Genomic DNA, 15,874 nt, shown 5'->3' with positions numbered 1-15,874 from the left:
TGCTGTTCCTTTCGTTGCGTGCTCCCAGCCTCTCCGGCCGCGGGAGAGGCGACCAGTTGCCGTTGACCCGGGGGTTGGCGTCCCCTGGCTGAACGTCCCCTGGTCGCGCAGACTGGCCGGGTGGATCTCGCGGAGCTCGGCCTGTTCCTGCAGTCGCGGCGCGCCCGCATCACGCCCGCGGACGTGAACCTGCCCGCGGGCGCACGCCGCCGGGTGCCGGGACTGCGCCGCGACGAGGTGGCGCAGCTGGCTGGGGCGTCCGTCGACTACTACATCGAGCTGGAACGCGGCCGGGGCGCCCAGCCGTCAGGGCAGATGCTCGTCGCGCTGGCACGGGCGTTGCGGCTCGGCGACGACGAACGCGACCACCTGTTCCACCTCGCCGGCAGACCGGCACCGCCGCCGCACGGCGCCTCGGCCCACGTGCCACCCGCGATGCTCGCGTTGCTGGACCGGCTGGACGGCACACCGGCACGGATCATCACCGACCTGCACGAGACGTTGGTGCAGAACCAGCTCGCCACGGCTTTGCTCGGCCCTGTGGTGCCGGGCAGCTTCCTGGAGCGGTGGTTCACCGAACCGGAGGTTCGTGGGCTCTACCCCGAGGAGGACCACCCGCACCACTCGAAGGTCATGGTGTCGGATCTGCGTGCCGCCGTGGCTCGGCGTGCGCCGTCCGAGCGGGCTGCCGCGATGGTTCGTCGGCTTCGGGGGGTCAGCGCTGAGTTCGCCGCGCTGTGGGAGAGCGGGGATGTCGCTGTCCGGCGGGGGGAGGTCAAGAGGATCGTCCACTCCGGACTCGGGGTGGTGGAGGTCTTGTGCCAGAACCTGTTCAGTGAGGACGGGTTCCAGCGGTTGCAGTTCTTCGTGGCGGTGCCAGGGGGAGTGGCGGGAGAGCAGTTGAGGTCGCTGAGGGTGGGCGAGACAGGGTTGACCGGGACCGGGGTGAGGGTGCGCACCCCGGACCCGGCCGGGACCGGGGCGCGCACCGGTGACCACTAGTTGGCGGAGCCGCCTGCTGCCAGGCGCATCAGGTCCGAGTCGAGGTCGATCGACAGTTCGGTGCCGCCCGCGCTGCCGAACTCGTGCTGGTAGCGGTCCCACGACTCGTCGCGGACGGTCTTCTCGAAGCCCGCGGCCATGAGTGCCACCAGTTCCAGTGCCGCGCGGTCGATGCGCTTGGTCAGAGCGCTGTCCGTCCAGTCTTCGGTCGCGGCGAAGAGCGAAGTCGGGACCACGATCGTGCGCAGGTAGGCGAACAGGCCGCGCATTTGGTCGTCCACTACGAGGGCGTGGCGTGCGGTGCCGGCTGTCGCGGCCAGCGCTACCGGTTTCGCGATCAGCAGGTCGTTGTCGAGGATCTGGAAGAACGACGTGAACAGGCCGCTGGCGCCCGCCTTGTAGACGGGGGTGCTTGCGACGATGCCGTCTGCGTGGTGCAGGGTGGTGATCGCGTTCTGCAGTTTGGCGCCGATGTGGGTCGACACCAGGGCTGTCGCGATCTCTGCTGCCAGCTCGCGCAGTTCGATGGTCTGGACGGAGACCGTCAGTTGTTTTCGGGTGCCCAGCGCGGTGACGCGTTGGGCCAGGCGGTCGGCCAGCAGGCGGGTGGAGGACGGGTCGCCGGTGCCTGCCGACACCACCACCAGGCGGAACTGTGCGGTCATTTCTCCTCGTTCCCTGCCAGCTTGCGGGTGATCACTGCCAGTTGGTCGATCTCCTCCGCGGTCAAGGTGCTGAACGCGCGGGTGACGCTGCGGGCGTGGGGGCGGCCTATCGCGCGTTGGGTTTCGCGGCCTGCCGGGGTGAGTGACAGGCGCACGCCCCTGCGGTCGCCCGGGTCGGGGTGGCGTTCGACCAGGTTTCGTTCGGTCAGGCGGTCCACCATGCGGGAGAGGGCCGGCTGGCTCAGCAGCACGTGGCGGTGCAGCTCACTCATCCTAAGTGGACTGTCGCATTTGGACAGCTGGTACAGCACGTCGTACTCCCGCATGGTGAGGTCGCCCCACACGTCCTCCGCGTTGAACCGCTTCATCAGCACGGCGTAGGCCCTCATCAGGGACTCCCACGCCTCGTTCGCACGGGTCACTTCGTGTCCTGGTAGGGCGAGCCGCCCGTGACGTTGTCACCCCGGTTGGCGTTCGGCCGCGGCTGGCGGGCGGGCTGGTCGCCGTACTTGTCCCGGACCCGGCCCGCGTGCGTCGGGGGCTTCGCGGTCTGCGGGTCCTGCCTCGACTCGATCTCCTTGCGCAGCACCGGGACGACCTCCTCGCCGAGCAGGTCGAGCTGGTTCAGCACCGTCTTGAGCGGCAGGCCGGCGTGGTCCATCAGGAACATCTGGCGCTGGTAGTCGCCGAAGTGCTCGCGGAAGGTCAGCGTCTTGTCGATGACCTCCTGCGGGCTGCCGACCGACAGCGGCGTCATCTCCATGAAGTCCTCCATCTTCGGGCCGTGGCCGTAGACGGGGGCCTCGTTGAAGTACGGGCGGAACTCGTTCAGCGCGTCCTGCGAGCGCTTCGCGATGTACGCCTGGCCGCCGAGGCCGACGATCGCCTGCTTCTCCGTGCCGTGGCCGTAGTGCGCGTACCGCTGCCGGTAGAACTTGATCAGCCGCATGTAGTGCTCCTTCGGCCAGAAGATGTTGTTCGCGAAGAAGCCGTCGCCGTAGTAGGCGGCCTGCTCCGCGATCTCCGGCGTGCGGATCGAGCCGTGCCACACGAACGGCGGCACGTCGTCGAGCGGGCGCGGCGTGGAGGTGAAGCCCTGCAACGGGGTGCGGAACTTGCCCTCCCAGTCCACGACGTCCTCGCGCCACAAGCGGTGCAGCAGGTTGTAGTTCTCCAGCGCGAGCGGCAGGCTCTGCCGGATGTCCTGGCCGAACCACGGGTAGACCGGCGCGGTGTTGCCGCGGCCCAGCATCAGGTCCATGCGGCCCTTCGCCAGGTGCTGCAGCATCGCGTACTCCTCCGCGATGCGCACCGGGTCGTTGGTGGTGATCAGCGTCGTCGCGGTGCTGACGATCAGCCGCTGGGTCTTCGCGGCGATGTGCGCGAGCAGCGTGGTTGGCGCCGACGAGAAGAACGGCGGGTTGTGGTGCTCGCCGATCGCGAACACGTCGAGCCCGACCTCCTCGGTCTTCTCCGCGATCCGCACGATCGCGTCGATCCGCTCGGCCTCGCTGGGGGTCTCGCCGCTCACCGGATCCCTGGTGATGTCGCTCACCGAGAACACTCCGAACTGCACGGTCCCCGCCTCCTTCAGTCGTGAGATTAATGCGTTTGCATCTACCTTAACGCACAGGTGTCCCGGCTATTCCCGCGAGACGACGGCGGCGCGGGTGGCCGCCCGACCAGCCCGCGCCGCTGAAGAAGGATCAGACGCTGCGCAGCACCGACACCACGACGCCGAGGACTACGGCCCGGTCGCCGTCGATCACCGGGTAGGCGTCGTTGCGCGGCTCCAGGAACACGTGCCCGTTGCGGCGCTGGTAGACCTTGACCGTCGCCTCCTCGTCGATCATCGCGGCGACGATCTGCCCGCTGTACGCCTCGTGGGTCTGCCGCACGACGACCATGTCGCCGTCGCAGATCGCGGCGTCGATCATCGAGTCGCCGCGCACCCGCAGCGCGAACACGTCGCTCCCGCGCCCGACCAGACCGCGTGGCAACGACAGCACGTCGTCCACGTGCTCGATGGCCGCGATCGGCGTACCGGCGGCGATGTCACCGACGACCGGCACGGGCACGGAGTCCTCCGGCGACCGCGCCACCGCCGTGCCGTTCAGGAAGACCCGCACGTCCATCGGCCGCGTCACGGAGGCGCCGCGCTTGAGGAAACCCTTCTCCTCCAACGCCGCCAGGTGCTTCGACACCGAGGAGGACGACCTGAGGCCGACCGCCTCGCCGATCTCGCGGGTGCTGGGGGAGTAGCCGTGCTCGACGACCCAGTCGCGGATGGCCACGAGGATCTTCTGCTGGCGCTCCGGCAGCACCGTCGTGTCGAGCTCAAGATCGTCGTAGGCGCTCATCGGCCCGATAGTAGTGAGCGGGTCGCGGGACACGAACGGGTGGTGGGACGGCGTGCCGCTAGGTTGGGCCGGTGCCCAAGTCAGCCGACCGCGGTCGCCGCACCCGTGAACAACTGCTCGACGCCGCCGCCGCGCTCGTGGGCGAGACCGGCTGGGGCGCGGTGACCACCCGGCTGGTCGCCGAACGGGCGGGTGTCAACCCCGCGCTGGTGCACTACCACTTCTCGTCCGTGCAGGAGCTGCTCGCGACGGCGGCGCTGCGGGTCGCGGAGCGGCTGCTCGCCGAGTCCGCCGGGGCGCTGTCCGGACTCGGTCCCGCCGAGGGGATCGAGCGGCTGTTCGAGGAGCTGAGCCGCTACACCGGCGTCGACCCGGAGTCGTTGCTGCTGGCCGAGGCGTTTCTCGCCGCGCACCGGCTGCCGCGGCTGCGGGACGGGTTGTCCGTGCTGGTCGGACAGTTCCGCACGCGGGTCGCCGAGTGGCTGCGGGCGGCGGGGGTCGAGGACGCCGACGGGGTGGCGTTGCTGCTGGGCGCGGCGATCGACGGGCTGGTGCTGCACCGCGCGCTGGACGAGTCAGTCGACTTCCGCGCGGTCGCGGGGTCGTTCCGGCGTCTGGTCGCGGGCTGACCAGCGCGGTTCTCCGCCCGCCTCGGCGAACGCCGCGAGCGCCTCGACCAGGCCGTGCCGCAGGTGTTCCGGCATGCGCGCCACGATCGTGCTGATCTCGGCACGGCGGCGCGCCATCACCTCGCGCACCACCCGGCTGCCCTCGCCGGTCACCACCACGACGACCTCGCGCCGGCTCGTGGGGTTCGGCTCGCGGGCGACCATGCCGGCCGTGACGAGACGGTCGATCATGCGCTTCGCCGTGGACGGGTTGACCTCCAGCAGGTCCGCGAGCGCGGTGAGGCTCATCGGGCCGCGGCTGTCGAGCAGCACGACCAGGCGCAGCTGCGGCAGCGTGAGCGTCTCCTCGACGGCGGCGAGCGACCGCGCCGACACCGCGACCAGCAGGCGGGACGCGGTGAGGACCGCGTCGGTCAGGTCGTCGGCGTCGCTCACGCGTCCAGTCTGACAGGACCGGTTCAGGTCACGAAACGGTAACCATTGCACTGTGCAACGGTCAGGCCGGGGCGATTCGTCCGTATCACTCGGCATGCGGATACTCTTGGTCGTCCTGACGACGTTGTTGCTGAGTGCGCCGCCCGCGACGGCCCAGCCAGACCTCGGTCCCGACTACGAGCAGACCCGGTTCGGCCCGATGGGGCCCGCGGGCAGGGACCTGCTCCAGAAGGTGGCCCTCGCCGGGCTGTGGGAGGGGCCCGCCGGGCGGATGGGCGTCGAGAAGTCGGCGAACCCGCTCGTGCAGGAGGCCGGCAGGCACCTGATCGAGGGACACGCCGACCTCGACCGGCGGACCGTGGAGCTCGCCAGGACGTTCGGCATCACGCTGCCCACGCAGCCCAACGCCGACCAGCAAGGCTGGTTGGACGAGATGCGCACCGCGCCCGCGCGCAGCCAGGAGTTCGACCGGATCTTCGCGAACCGCCTCCGCGCGGCACACGGCGCCGTCTACAAGTTCCTCGCCACGGTCCGCACCGGCACGCGCAACACGGCGATCCGCGACTACGCCGAGGTCTGCATGTCCACCGTCCTCGACCACATCCAGGTGCTGGAGGCCACCGGGCTGGTCGACTTCAACGACACCGAGGCGATCCCGCTGGCGCTGGTCGCGCAGCCTTCCCCGGCCACCCCGTCGATTCCCTCGCCGCGGGCGCAGCAGTCGGTGTCGCAGGTGCGGCAGCCGCAGGACGACGGCGTCCCGGACGGGCTGATCGGGTTCGGCGTGCTGGCCGCCGCCGCGGTGGGCATCTGGCTGTGGAGCGGAGGCAGGAGCAGCCGCAAGATGCACCCGTGAGTGCTAACTTGGGCACATGCCCAAGTCAAATGCCCAACGTGTCGTGGTCGCCGGAGCGGGGATCGCCGGGCTCACCGCGGCCTGGTGGCTGGAACGCGCGGGATGGGACGTCCTGGTCGTGGAACGGGCGCCGGAGTTCCGCGCGGGCGGCTACCTGATCGACTTCTTCGGTCCCGGCTACGAGGTGGCGCGGCGGATGGGCCTGCTGCCGGAGCTGGAACGGCGGCGGGCGCCGATCACGGCGGTGACGAGCGTCGACGCGCGTGGCCGGCGCCGCGCCGAGATGTCCGCCTCCGCCTACGAGTCGGTCGCCGGCGGGGTGGTCAGCGTGCTGCGCGGCGACCTCGCCGAGGTGATCGGGGCCGGCGTCTCCGCGCAGGTCCGGTACGGCACGACGGTGTCGTCCGTCGACGACGGCCGGGTGACGTTCTCGGACGGGTCCGTCGAGGAGTTCGACCTCGTCGTGGGGGCGGACGGGGTGCACTCGCGGGTCAGGGAGCTGGTCTTCGGGCCACCGGAGCGGTTCGTCCGGTACCTGGGGCACCGGACGGCGGCGTTCTCGTTGCGGCACGAGGAGCTGAGCGCCCGGATCGGTCACCGCTACCAGCTGCTGACGGTGCCGCACCGGATGGTCGGGTGCTACGCGTTGCGGGACGGCGTGGTGGCGGCGCTGATGCTGCACCGGGCGCCGGAACAGGCGGTGCCGGACGACCCGGCGGCGGCGCTGCGCGCGCGGTTCGGCGACCTCGGCTGGGTCGTGCCCGAGCTGCTGTCGGTGCTGCCGGGCGACTTCTACTGCGACGAGGTGTCCCAAGTGGACATGCCGGCGTGGCACCGAGGGAAGGTGGTGCTGGCCGGTGACGCGTGCGGGGCGGTGTCGCTGTTCGCCGGACATGGCGCGTCGCTCGCGATGACCGGGGCGTTCGTGCTCGCGGAGGAGCTCGCTCGCGGCACGGACGGCGCCCTCGATCGCTACCAGGCGCGCATGAAGCCCGCCGTGACGCACACCCAGGAGTTCGGGCGGAAGTTCATCGGCTGGATGGCACCGCCGTCGGCGTGGCGGATCTCGGTGCGAGACATGGCCTTCCGGCTCTCCGGGCTGCCGGTCGTGCGCAACCTGGTCCGCGGCTCCGTCACGCCGGAGGTCGACGGCGTGCTCGCCACCGGAGGAACCGCGCGCTGACGGTTTCGGCGGGTCTGCCACCCGATCGGGCTAGATCAGGACAGACTGGACGGCGTGGATCGGGAACGCAGGTGGACGGACAAGGGTGAGGCCATCGGGCACGGCGTGAGCTGGCTCGCCAGGTGGAGTCTGCGGGTGGCGCTGGCCGCGCTCGGCTTCTGGATGGTGTTCTGGCTGGTCGGCAAGCTCTGGGTGGTCGTGATGCCCGTGCTGCTCGGCCTGCTGATCACGACGGTGCTGTGGCCGCCCGCCCGGTGGCTGGTGTCGAAGGGGCTCAACTCGGCGCTGGCGGCGACGATCGTGCTGCTCGTCGGGCTCGGGGCGCTCGGCGGTGCGATCGCGGCGATCTCCAGCTCGATCGCCTCCGGTGTGCCGGAGATCGCCGAGAGCGCGCAGAACGCCCTCCGGCAGCTGCAGGAGTGGGCGAGCGGGCCGCCGCTCAACCTGAAGGGCAGCGACCTCGACCGGTTGATCGCGCAGGGCGTCGAGCAGGTCCAGGCGAGCATCGGGTCGATCGCGAGCAGCCTGCTGACGGGCGCGGGCGCGGTGACGTCCGGCGTGGTGACCGGTCTCGTGGCACTGCTGCTGGCCTTCTTCTTCGTCAAGGACGGCACGCGCTTCACGCCGTGGCTGCGCTCGGTCATCGGCGAACGGGCCGGTGGGCACGTCACGACGGTGCTGGAGCGGATCTGGGCCACGCTGGGCAGCTTCATCCGCAGCCAGGCGGTCGTGTCGCTGATCGACGCCGTGTTCATCGGTCTCGGCCTCGTCATCCTGGGCGTGCCGCTCGCGATCCCGCTGGCCGCACTGACGTTCCTCGGCGGGTTCATCCCGATCGTCGGCGCGTTGATCGCCGGTGCGCTGGCGGTGCTCGTCGCCCTCGTCAGCAACGGCCTGACCACGGCGATCATCATGCTGGTCATCGTGGTCGTGGTGCAGCAGGTCGAGGGCAACGTGCTCCAGCCGATCCTGCAGTCGCGCGGCCTGCGCCTGCACGCGGCGGTGGTCCTGCTCGTGGTCACCGCGGGCACCACGCTCTACGGCATCGCGGGCGCGTTCTTCTCCGTGCCGGTCGCCGCGGCCGTGGCCGTCGTCGTGCGCTACCTGGGCGAGGTCATCGAGGCGAGGTCCGTGCGGGACTCGCCGCGGGCCGACGGGGACCCTCCGGTGGAGGCCGAACGACCCGCGGAGTGATGACCGAGGACCACCGCGCACCGGTCCGTCAGATCGTCTTGGCGTCGATGACGAACCGGTAGCGCACGTCGCCGTGCCGCACCCGGTCGAACGCCTCGTTGACCTGGGCGGCGTCGATGACCTCGATCTCGGCGCGGATGCCGTGCTCGGCGCAGAAGTCGAGCATCTCCTGGGTCTCGTCCATGCCGCCGATCCGCGACCCCGCGAGCGACGTGCGGGACCGCAGCAGCGAGAACACGCTCACGTCCAGCGGTTCCTCGGTGATGCCGAGGTAGACCATCGTGCCGCCGTTGGCGAGCAGCGACAGGTAGGTGTCCACGTCGAGCCGGCACGCGACCGTGCACACGATGAGGTCGAACGTGCCGGCGAGCCGTTCGAACGTCGCCGGGTCGTCGGTGGCGTGGAAGTGGTCCGCGCCCAGGTTCAGGCCGTCCGCCTCCTTGCGCGACGACCGGGACAGCACGGTGACCTCCGCGCCCATGGCGTTCGCGATCTTCACGGCGAGGTGGCCGAGTCCGCCCAGGCCCAGCACCGCGACCTTCTTGCCGGGCCCGGCCGCCCAGTGCTTGAGCGGCGAGTAGGTGGTGATGCCCGCGCACAGCAGCGGGGCGGCCTGGTCCAGCGGCAGCGCGTCCGGGATGCGCAGGACGAAGTGCTCGTCGGCCACGATGTGGGTGGAGTAGCCGCCACGGGTCGGCTCGCCGTCATGGGGGTCGACGGCCGCGTAGACCTCGACCGAGTGCGAGCAGTACTGCTCCAGACCTTCCTCGCACTCCGCGCAGTCGCGGCAGGAGCCGATGATGACGCCGACCCCGACGCGGTCGCCGACGGCGTGCCTGGTGACGTCGGCGCCGATGGCGGTGACGATGCCGGTGATCTCGTGGCCGGGGACCATCGGGAAGGTCCCGCCGCCCCAGTCCCCGTGGACCTGGTGGACGTCGGAGTGGCAGATGCCGCAGTAGTGGATGGCGATGGCGACGTCGGTGGGACGCAAGGGGCGGCGGGTGATCGTGGCCGGTTCCAGCGGGGCGCCGGGCGAAGGCGCGGCGTAGGCGGCGGCCAGCGTCGGGCCGGGGGAGGCCGTCCGGTCGTGCGCCTTCTCCACGGGCGGATCTTGCTGGGACGGCACGGCGATCTCGTCGTGCAGCGTGCCCTCGACGATCACCGCCGGGCCTGCCAGCCCGTCCACCACGCCGGCCGCCGCGCGCAGCAGCACGCGCGCGATCATCGGGTCGACGGCTCCGGCGAGGTGGGGAACGCTGGTGCGGAAGGAGACCCGGTGCACGACCCGGCTGCCGGCGCCGTCGGGGGTGACCTCCCAGCTGCCGCCGAAGTCCACGAAGTCGCCGCTGACCTGTTCGAACCGCAGCACCCGCGCCGCGCGGTCGGCCTCGGTGCGCTGGGTCCACCTGGCCAGGCCGCCGCGGAAGCGCAGGGCGTAGCGGTCTCCCTCCTCCGACGGTTCGACGGACTCGATGTCGGCGCAGGAGAACCGGGAAGGGTTCAGCAAGAGGTCGAAGACCTCGTCCGCGTCCGCGGGCGTGCTGAGTGCGATGCTGTGCTCCTTCACCGTGCTCCTCCCCGTTTGACGTTGACGCCCTGCAGGCGGGTGGTCCGCAGCATCAGGTAGTTGGCCTCGCCGAACACGCCACCGGTCAGGCCGGTGCCGCCGTGCGTCGGCAGGAACGGCCGGAAGGCCGAGTGCGAGTCGTTGACGTTGACGACGCCGCCGGTGGTCACACCGGCCGTGATGGCGTTGATGAGCCGTTCGTCCTTCACCCAGAACGAGTTGCGCAGCCCGTAGCGGTTGGAGCCCACGAACTCCAGCACCTCGTCGAACAACCCGTCGTGGTCCTCGGGCACGACGACCGGCACCAGCGGCGAGAAGGTCTCCTCGCGCACGGCCGGTGTGCGGCGGGCCAGGTCGAGGCCGTCGATCCGCAACACCGAGGGCTCCACGAAGAACCCCGTGCCGGACGGCGTTCCGTCGACCTCCAGCCGTCGTCCGCCGTACAGCAGCTTCGCACCCCTGCGCACCGCGTCGGCGATGTCGGCGAAGTGCTTGTCCGCCATCAGCACCGGCGTCAGCACGACGCCAGGCTCGTCGGGATAGCCCGGTTTCGTGGCGGCAGCGGCCTTCACCAGGCGGTCCAGCAGGGCGTCGGCGATCGCCGGGTGCGCCACGACGTGGTTGGGGATGTTGCAGATCTGGCCGGACTGGCGGAAGTTCTCGGTGATCGCCGCGGCGGCCGCGTCGAGGTCGGCGTCGGCCCACACCACCACGCAGTCGTTGCCGGCCAGCTCCAGCACAGGCTTCTTGCCCGCGGCGACGGCGGCCCGTTCGAACTCCAGGCCCTTCGCGCTGCCGCCGACGTAGACGATGTCGTTGACGTGCGGGCTTTCCAGCCACAGGTCGGTCATCGGCGGCCCGCACAGGATGTTCAGCACGCCGGTGGGCGCACCGGCCTCCTCCAGCACCGGCACGACGACCTCGCGCAGCGCGTGGGTGGTGGCCAGCGGGACGCCGCGGGGTGCGCGGATCACCACGGCGTTGCCCGCGAGCAGGGCCGTCGCGCCGAACAGGGCGTTGGGGGTGGAGGCGTTCTGCGGCGGGTTGACGCAGACGACGCCGTCCGGCACCCGGCGCACCACCGCGTACCCGCCGCAGCCGCGGTGCTTGGTGCTGCGCATCTGCGTGGCGCAGAACGTCAGCGTCTCCATGCTGAAGTCGGCCCGCCAGTACTCGTCGAGCGTCGGGCCTGCCAGGTCGCGCGGCTGTCCCTCGGCGACCAGCAGCTCCACGATCTCGTCACGCTTCTCGCGCAGCCGCTCACCGATGCGCCGCCCGATCTCCACCCGGTCCGTGAGCGGCACCCGCGCCCATTCCGGTGCCGCCCGCGCGGCGGCCTCGAGCGCCTCGGTGGCCATCCGGTCGTCGGCCAGCGCGCAGCCGCCCACCACGGACGGGCCCGCCCGCCGCGGGTCGGCCAGGCCGGCGTCGAGATCGCGTTTCAACGCCAGCGCGGGCATCGTGTCCTCCAGCACCGCGCGCGCCGTGACCGTGTGGACGTACCGTCCCTCCGGGTGCTCGACGTCCTTGCCGTCGATGTAGGCCGGGTACATCAGCAGGTCGTTCATGTCATCACCTCGTCCTCTGCGCGGCCACGGTCGCCGCGATCTCGGCCGCCTGGGCGCGGATCTCCGGTACGGCGGTGCTTTCGAACAGCTCGCCTCGTCGCAGCGCGCCGAGCGTGAAGATGCGGCACGGCCTCCCGTGCCGGTCCAGCACGCGGCCGTCGTCCCCGGTCCGCAGACCGAGCCCGATCGGGTCCGGGCGAGCCTTGCCGTCCGCCACGAGCCCGCGCACCAGCGGCGGGTCCTGGCGGAAGCCGGTCGCGTTGATCAGCCAGCCCACCGTCAGCGTGCGGCTGCCGCGCGGTCCCGTCAGGTCGACGCGGAACCCGTCCCCGGCGGGCCGGACGGCCGTCACCTCGCCCCGGTGCAGCCGCACCCGGCCCTCGTCCACGAGCCGGCGCACCCGGCGGTGGGTGGTGGGCGCGGCCCGGTGGCGGAGGACGTTCCAGTAGGGGCCGACGCGGTCGAGGAAGCGGCGCCGTTCGGGCACGTCGAGCTGCCGCCACAGCCGGTGCGTGTGCGGGCGCAGCTGGTCGACGACGTCGCGTCAGCGGTCCGGGTGCGCCGAGACGCTGCGCCGCACGAACCTCATCAGCTCACCGACCGACCGGACTCGCCGCGGCGGGTCCGGGAGGGACGGCGCCGGCCCGGTCCCGAGCCGGTGCGGCCGGGGGAGCAGGCCGTGCCGCGACACGGCGTGCACCACGGAGTCGTGCGCCACGGCGACCGAGACGTCCATCATGGACAGTCCGGTGCCGAGCACGAGCACCGGCTCGCCGCCGGTGCGGGGCAACGGCCCGGCCCACGGGTCGGCCACGTAGCGCGGCGAGTCGCCGGGTACCAGCCCGGCCAGCGGGTCGCCGCTGCCCACACCCGGCGCCAGCACCGCGAAGTCCGCGTGGAGCGGGCCGGTCCTGGCCGGCTCGACGGTCACGCCGCCGGCGGTGGAGGTGATGCCGGTGGCGGTGTCCACGACGTGCCGCACCGCCGCCTTCTTCTCCTCCTCCCGCAACGTCTCGGCCAGATAGCGCCCGTACTCGCCCCGTGGCAGGAACTCGTCGGCGGCGGCCCCGCTCCAGCGCACGAAGTGCCCGGGATCGTCGTCGAGCGCGCTCATCTTCCCCGCGACGGTGTTCAGCAGGTGCCCCGGATCGCCCGTGCGGTACGCCCGTCCCGGGCCGAACTCCCCGCTGCGGTCGACCAGGACCAGCTCCAGCGAGGCGTTGGCCCGCAACAGGTGTATCGCCGCCAGCGTGCCGCTCGCGCCCGCGCCGACGACCACGACGCGCTCAGGCATCACCGGTCACCGCGGACAGCGTGTCACCCACCTGGCCCGCCGCGAGCGTGTCACCGCCCGCGGGGTCGATGAGCAGGAACGCCCCCGTCGCCACGCAGTCGGTGTAGGAGTCGAACGGCAGCGCGTCCGCGACCTCCAGCCGCACCTGCCCGATGTCGTTGAGCTCCAGGCTCTCCGGGTCGCGCTCCAGCACCAGCTCCTGCTCGTCGAACCGCGCGGCCAGGCCGGGCACCCGGCACTTCGTGGTCCGCGTGCCGTGCTTGAGCAGGACCCGCGCGCCGGGACGCAACGGCTCCTCCGCGAGCCAGCACACCGTCGCGGTGACCTCCTGGACGAGCTCCGGCACCCGGTCCGCCGCCGCGATCAGGTCGCCGCGGCTGACCGGCAGGTCGTCGGCGAGGGTCAGCGCCACCGGCTGCCCGGCGGTCGCCTCGTCGACAGGTCCGTCCGGGGCGCCGACCGCGGTGACCGTCGACCTGGTCCCCGCCGGCAGCACCACGACCTCGTCACCTGGACGCACCTCGCCCGCCGCGACCTGACCGGCGTACGCGCGGTAGTCCGTGCCGCCGTCGCGCAGCACGTACTGCACCGGCACGCGCAGGCCGACGTCGCAGCCGCGTTCGTCGGGCCGCACGGTCTCCAGGTGCTCCAGCAACGTCGGCCCGTCGTACCAGGGGGTCTTGTCGGAGCGGGTCACCACGTTGTCACCCGCCAGCGCGGACAACGGCACCGTGGTGACCTGCTCGGGGCGGAACCCCAGCGACCGCGCGTGCGCTGCGAACTCGTCGCGGATCGACTCGTAGATCTCCTGCGAGAAGTCCACCAGGTCGAGCTTGTTGACCGCGAGCGTGATGCCGGGGACGCCGAGCATCGCCATCACGGCCAGGTGCCTGCGGGTCTGCGGCAGCACGCCCTTGCGCGCGTCGGTCAGCAGCACGGCGTGGTCCGCGGTCGACGCGCCGGTCACGGTGTTGCGCAGGTAGTGCACGTGACCGGGGGTGTCGGCGAGGACGAACGTGCGCTTGGCGGTCGCGAAGTACCGGTAGGCCACGTCGATGGTGATGCCCTGCTCCCGTTCGGCGCGCAGGCCGTCCACCAGCAGCGAGAGGTCCGGGTTGTCGAGCCCGCGTTCCTCGCTGCTGCGCAGCACCGCGTCGATCTGGTCGCTGAGCACGGACTTGGTGTCGTAGAGCAGCCGTCCGACCAAAGTGGACTTGCCGTCGTCCACACTGCCCGCGGTCACCAGTCGCAACAGATCGGACGTCATCAGAAGTACCCCTCCCGCTTGCGGTCCTCCATGGCTGCCTCGGACATGCGGTCGTCGGCCCTGCTCGCACCGCGTTCGGTGAGCCTGCTGGCCTTGATCTCCTCGATGATGTCGCCGACGGTGGCCGCGTCCGACTCGACCGCGCCGGTGCACGAGCCGTCGCCGACGGTGCGATAGCGCACGGTCTTCTCGACGGTCTCCTCGCCCTCGGCGGGGCCACCCCACGGTCCGGCGGTCAACCACATGCCGTCCCGCAGGTACACCTCCCGGGAGTGCGCGAAGTACAGCGACGGCGCCTGGTCGTTCGTCCCCGCCGTGCAGGCCGCGCTCTTCCAGGCGGCGGGTGAGGGCGGCGAGCTCGCCGTGTCGTTCGCGGTGTCGGCCTTCAACATCGGCATCGTCGCGCTCGGCTTCGTGATCGCGCTGGTCCGCTATGTCGCACAACGAGAACCCGTCACCTCTGGAGCGAAAGGATGACCATGCGACTGGAATTCGACGCGGTGCTGTTCGACCTCGACGGCACCCTGATCGACTCCACGGCCGCCGTCCGCAGGGCCTGGCGGCGCTGGGCGGAGGAGGAAGGGGTCGAGCCCGAGCGCCTCGCCGGCACGGAGGGCAAGCCCGCCAAGGACATCGTCGCCGCGTTGTTACCGCCCGAGCGTCACGCGGAGGCTCTGGCGCACTACTCCCACATCGCCACCCACGACCTGGACGGCGTCGTCGTGCTGCCCGGTGCCCTGGACGCCACCGAGTCCGCCGGTCCGTTGAAGGCCATCGTGACCTCCTGCTCGCGGGACGTCACCGCCGCCCGCACCGCGGCCGCCGGACTGCCCGCGACGGAGGTGCTCGTCACCGCCGACGACGTGGAGCAGGGCAAACCGGCGCCCGAGCCGTACCTGTCCGCCGCGGACCAGCTCGGCACCGATCCCCGGCGCTGCCTGGCCGTCGAGGACACCGCCTCGGGTCTCGCGTCGGGCCGCGCCGCCGGGTGCACGACCCTCGGCGTCGGAGAGGGCCTGGACGCGGACGTCGTCGTGCCCGACCTCTCGCACGTGAGCTTCGAGGTCCGCGGTGACCGCGTCGTCCTCAGCGTCCGGACCTGACCATGATGGACGATCACACGCTCGCCTCCACTCTCGCCTCCACTGCCCGGGACCTGCTGTCCCGCTTGCGTTCCGGCGGTCTCTCCGGACCGGAGGCGGGCCGCGAGGGCGACCGCCGGGCGCACGACCTGCTCGTCGAACTGCTGGAGCGGCACCGTCCCGGCGACGCCGTGCTGTCCGAGGAGGGCGACTCCGTCACGCCCGACGCCCGCTCCGGCCGCCTGTGGATCATCGACCCGCTGGACGGCACCCGCGAGTACAGCGACGGCCGCGACGACTGGGCCGTCCACGTGGCGCTGGCCGAGGGCGGTGAGCTGACCGCCGGCGCCGTGGCCCTCTCGTCCGGCGACACGCACGGCACCGGCACCCCGGTGCCGTTGCCCGCCCCGGAGCCCCGGCGTCTGCGGGTGGCGGTGAGCCGCAGCCACCGCCCGCCGCTGGTGGACGAGCTGGCCCGCGTCCTGGACGTGCAGCTGGTGCCGATGGGCTCCGCCGGGGTCAAGGCGATGGCGGTGTGCACCGGCAAGGTCGACGCGTACGTGCACGCGGGCGGCCAGTACCAGTGGGACAGCGCGGCGCCGGTCGCCGTCGCCCTCGCGGCCGGTGCCCACGCCTCGCACCTGGACGGCACACCGCTGGACTTCCGCTCGCCCGAGCCGCGCACCGAGGACCTGCTGGTGTGCCGTCCCGAGGCGGCACCGGTGCTGCTGGCCGCGCTCGCCGAGCTCTGCACCACGCCCTGACACAC

Annotated in this window: 18 protein-coding genes and 2 pseudogenes; 8 read left to right on the top strand and 12 right to left on the bottom strand. The window is 71.8% G+C overall.

Going from position 1 to position 15,874, the window contains the following annotated elements:
• Positions 1-120: 120 nt before the first annotated feature.
• Positions 121-1,002 carry a helix-turn-helix transcriptional regulator gene (locus tag BLT23_RS08720; protein ID WP_090047381.1) on the top strand — a complete coding sequence of 294 codons (882 nt, stop codon included), beginning with the start codon at positions 121-123 and terminating at the stop codon, positions 1,000-1,002.
• Here the strand turns inward: BLT23_RS08720 and BLT23_RS08715 are convergent.
• The 4 genes from BLT23_RS08715 to lexA all read right to left on the bottom strand — a co-directional run bounded on the left by BLT23_RS08715 (position 999) and on the right by lexA (position 4,027).
• Positions 999-1,667 (bottom strand): CE1759 family FMN reductase, encoded by a 669-nt coding sequence (locus BLT23_RS08715; protein ID WP_090047378.1) that lies wholly within the window; start codon positions 1,665-1,667, stop codon positions 999-1,001. The two genes, BLT23_RS08720 and BLT23_RS08715, sit on opposite strands and share 4 nt — an antisense overlap.
• Positions 1,664-2,089: a MarR family winged helix-turn-helix transcriptional regulator gene (locus tag BLT23_RS08710; RefSeq protein ID WP_245743834.1), complete on the bottom strand. Its 426-nt coding sequence runs from the start codon at positions 2,087-2,089 to the stop codon at positions 1,664-1,666. Before BLT23_RS08710 ends, BLT23_RS08715 begins: the two co-directional genes overlap by 4 nt.
• Entirely contained in the window at positions 2,086-3,243 is a 1,158-nt protein-coding gene (locus BLT23_RS08705; RefSeq protein WP_090047376.1) for an LLM class flavin-dependent oxidoreductase, read from the bottom strand. Before BLT23_RS08705 ends, BLT23_RS08710 begins: the two co-directional genes overlap by 4 nt.
• Positions 3,244-3,373: 130 nt before the next feature.
• Positions 3,374-4,027 (bottom strand): transcriptional repressor LexA, encoded by a 654-nt coding sequence (gene lexA, locus BLT23_RS08700; RefSeq protein ID WP_090047374.1) that lies wholly within the window; start codon positions 4,025-4,027, stop codon positions 3,374-3,376.
• Positions 4,028-4,098: 71 nt separating this feature from the next.
• Here lexA and BLT23_RS08695 point away from each other — a divergent pair, with 71 nt between their 5' ends.
• Positions 4,099-4,656: a TetR/AcrR family transcriptional regulator gene (locus BLT23_RS08695; RefSeq protein WP_090047372.1), complete on the top strand. Its 558-nt coding sequence runs from the start codon at positions 4,099-4,101 to the stop codon at positions 4,654-4,656.
• Here the strand turns inward: BLT23_RS08695 and BLT23_RS08690 are convergent.
• The gene (locus BLT23_RS08690) at positions 4,603-5,091 is read right to left on the bottom strand and encodes a MarR family transcriptional regulator (RefSeq protein WP_245743833.1); all 489 of its coding nucleotides are present in this window, start codon (positions 5,089-5,091) and stop codon (positions 4,603-4,605) included. The two genes, BLT23_RS08695 and BLT23_RS08690, sit on opposite strands and share 54 nt — an antisense overlap.
• Before the next feature lie 94 nt (positions 5,092-5,185).
• On the opposite strand from BLT23_RS08690, the gene BLT23_RS08685 reads away from it, so the two are divergent.
• The 3 genes from BLT23_RS08685 to BLT23_RS08675 are packed head-to-tail and all read left to right on the top strand — an operon-like array spanning position 5,186 to position 8,324.
• On the top strand, positions 5,186-5,947 hold the full coding sequence (locus tag BLT23_RS08685) for a DUF4142 domain-containing protein (protein WP_090047368.1): 762 nt from the start codon (positions 5,186-5,188) through the stop codon (positions 5,945-5,947).
• A 16-nt stretch (positions 5,948-5,963) separates the two neighbouring features.
• Positions 5,964-7,130 (top strand): FAD-dependent oxidoreductase, encoded by a 1,167-nt coding sequence (locus tag BLT23_RS08680; RefSeq protein ID WP_090047366.1) that lies wholly within the window; start codon positions 5,964-5,966, stop codon positions 7,128-7,130.
• A gap of 54 nt (positions 7,131-7,184) precedes the next feature.
• Positions 7,185-8,324 (top strand): AI-2E family transporter, encoded by a 1,140-nt coding sequence (locus tag BLT23_RS08675; RefSeq protein WP_090047364.1) that lies wholly within the window; start codon positions 7,185-7,187, stop codon positions 8,322-8,324.
• 28 nt (positions 8,325-8,352) lie between these two features.
• Here the strand turns inward: BLT23_RS08675 and BLT23_RS08670 are convergent, their stop codons facing one another.
• The 7 genes and pseudogenes from BLT23_RS08670 to BLT23_RS08645 form a co-directional block, all read right to left on the bottom strand.
• Positions 8,353-9,387 carry an NAD(P)-dependent alcohol dehydrogenase gene (locus BLT23_RS08670; protein ID WP_245743860.1) on the bottom strand — a complete coding sequence of 345 codons (1,035 nt, stop codon included), beginning with the start codon at positions 9,385-9,387 and terminating at the stop codon, positions 8,353-8,355.
• Positions 9,388-9,510: 123 nt separating this feature from the next.
• Positions 9,511-9,894, bottom strand: a pseudogene (locus tag BLT23_RS41570) (SRPBCC family protein); the annotation flags it as partial.
• Entirely contained in the window at positions 9,891-11,462 is a 1,572-nt protein-coding gene (locus BLT23_RS08665; RefSeq protein WP_090047360.1) for an aldehyde dehydrogenase family protein, read from the bottom strand. The gene BLT23_RS08665 and the pseudogene BLT23_RS41570, both read right to left, overlap by 4 nt.
• A 4-nt stretch (positions 11,463-11,466) precedes the next feature.
• The gene (locus tag BLT23_RS08660) at positions 11,467-11,949 is read right to left on the bottom strand and encodes an FAD/NAD(P)-binding protein (protein WP_090047356.1); all 483 of its coding nucleotides are present in this window, start codon (positions 11,947-11,949) and stop codon (positions 11,467-11,469) included.
• Positions 11,950-12,006: 57 nt separating this feature from the next.
• A complete protein-coding gene (locus tag BLT23_RS08655) occupies positions 12,007-12,756 on the bottom strand; it encodes an FAD/NAD(P)-binding protein (protein ID WP_090047354.1) in 750 nt (249 codons plus the stop codon).
• The gene (locus BLT23_RS08650; protein ID WP_090047352.1) at positions 12,749-14,023 is read right to left on the bottom strand and encodes a sulfate adenylyltransferase subunit 1; all 1,275 of its coding nucleotides are present in this window, start codon (positions 14,021-14,023) and stop codon (positions 12,749-12,751) included. Before BLT23_RS08650 ends, BLT23_RS08655 begins: the two co-directional genes overlap by 8 nt.
• A pseudogene (locus tag BLT23_RS08645) lies at positions 14,023-14,322 on the bottom strand (sulfate adenylyltransferase subunit CysD); the annotation flags it as partial. The pseudogene BLT23_RS08645 and the gene BLT23_RS08650, both read right to left, overlap by 1 nt.
• On the opposite strand from BLT23_RS08645, the gene BLT23_RS40610 reads away from it, so the two are divergent.
• The 3 genes from BLT23_RS40610 to BLT23_RS08635 are packed head-to-tail and all read left to right on the top strand — an operon-like array spanning position 14,267 to position 15,869.
• Positions 14,267-14,500, top strand: a complete 234-nt coding sequence (locus BLT23_RS40610) for a hypothetical protein (protein WP_176946641.1) — start codon at positions 14,267-14,269, stop codon at positions 14,498-14,500. The pseudogene BLT23_RS08645 and the gene BLT23_RS40610 sit on opposite strands and share 56 nt — an antisense overlap.
• 2 nt (positions 14,501-14,502) lie before the next feature.
• The gene (locus BLT23_RS08640) at positions 14,503-15,126 is read left to right on the top strand and encodes an HAD-IA family hydrolase (RefSeq protein WP_245743832.1); all 624 of its coding nucleotides are present in this window, start codon (positions 14,503-14,505) and stop codon (positions 15,124-15,126) included.
• Positions 15,127-15,128: 2 nt separating this feature from the next.
• Entirely contained in the window at positions 15,129-15,869 is a 741-nt protein-coding gene (locus BLT23_RS08635; protein ID WP_218133677.1) for an inositol monophosphatase family protein, read from the top strand.
• The last annotated feature ends 5 nt before the right edge of the window (positions 15,870-15,874 follow it).

This window comes from Lentzea fradiae (genome assembly GCF_900100955.1).
GTDB lineage: Bacteria > Actinomycetota > Actinomycetes > Mycobacteriales > Pseudonocardiaceae > Lentzea > Lentzea fradiae.
Note: the sequence above shows the minus strand (reverse complement) of the source record. Positions and strands in the feature narration are given on the sequence as shown.

Excerpts from the sequence above, each read along its gene's own strand:
- BLT23_RS08680 (WP_090047366.1), top strand. The coding sequence starts at position 5,964 with ATGCCCAAGTCAAATGCCCAACGTGTCGTGGTCGCCGGAGCGGGGATC.
- BLT23_RS08655 (WP_090047354.1), bottom strand. The coding sequence starts at position 12,756 with ATGCCTGAGCGCGTCGTGGTCGTCGGCGCGGGCGCGAGCGGCACGCTG.
- BLT23_RS08665 (WP_090047360.1), bottom strand. The coding sequence starts at position 11,462 with ATGAACGACCTGCTGATGTACCCGGCCTACATCGACGGCAAGGACGTC.
- BLT23_RS40610 (WP_176946641.1), top strand. The coding sequence starts at position 14,267 with ATGCCGTCCCGCAGGTACACCTCCCGGGAGTGCGCGAAGTACAGCGAC.
- BLT23_RS08650 (WP_090047352.1), bottom strand. The coding sequence starts at position 14,023 with ATGACGTCCGATCTGTTGCGACTGGTGACCGCGGGCAGTGTGGACGAC.
- BLT23_RS08635 (WP_218133677.1), top strand. The coding sequence starts at position 15,129 with ATGATGGACGATCACACGCTCGCCTCCACTCTCGCCTCCACTGCCCGG.
- BLT23_RS08640 (WP_245743832.1), top strand. The coding sequence starts at position 14,503 with ATGCGACTGGAATTCGACGCGGTGCTGTTCGACCTCGACGGCACCCTG.
- BLT23_RS08685 (WP_090047368.1), top strand. The coding sequence starts at position 5,186 with ATGCGGATACTCTTGGTCGTCCTGACGACGTTGTTGCTGAGTGCGCCG.
- lexA (WP_090047374.1), bottom strand. The coding sequence starts at position 4,027 with ATGAGCGCCTACGACGATCTTGAGCTCGACACGACGGTGCTGCCGGAG.
- BLT23_RS08715 (WP_090047378.1), bottom strand. The coding sequence starts at position 1,667 with ATGACCGCACAGTTCCGCCTGGTGGTGGTGTCGGCAGGCACCGGCGAC.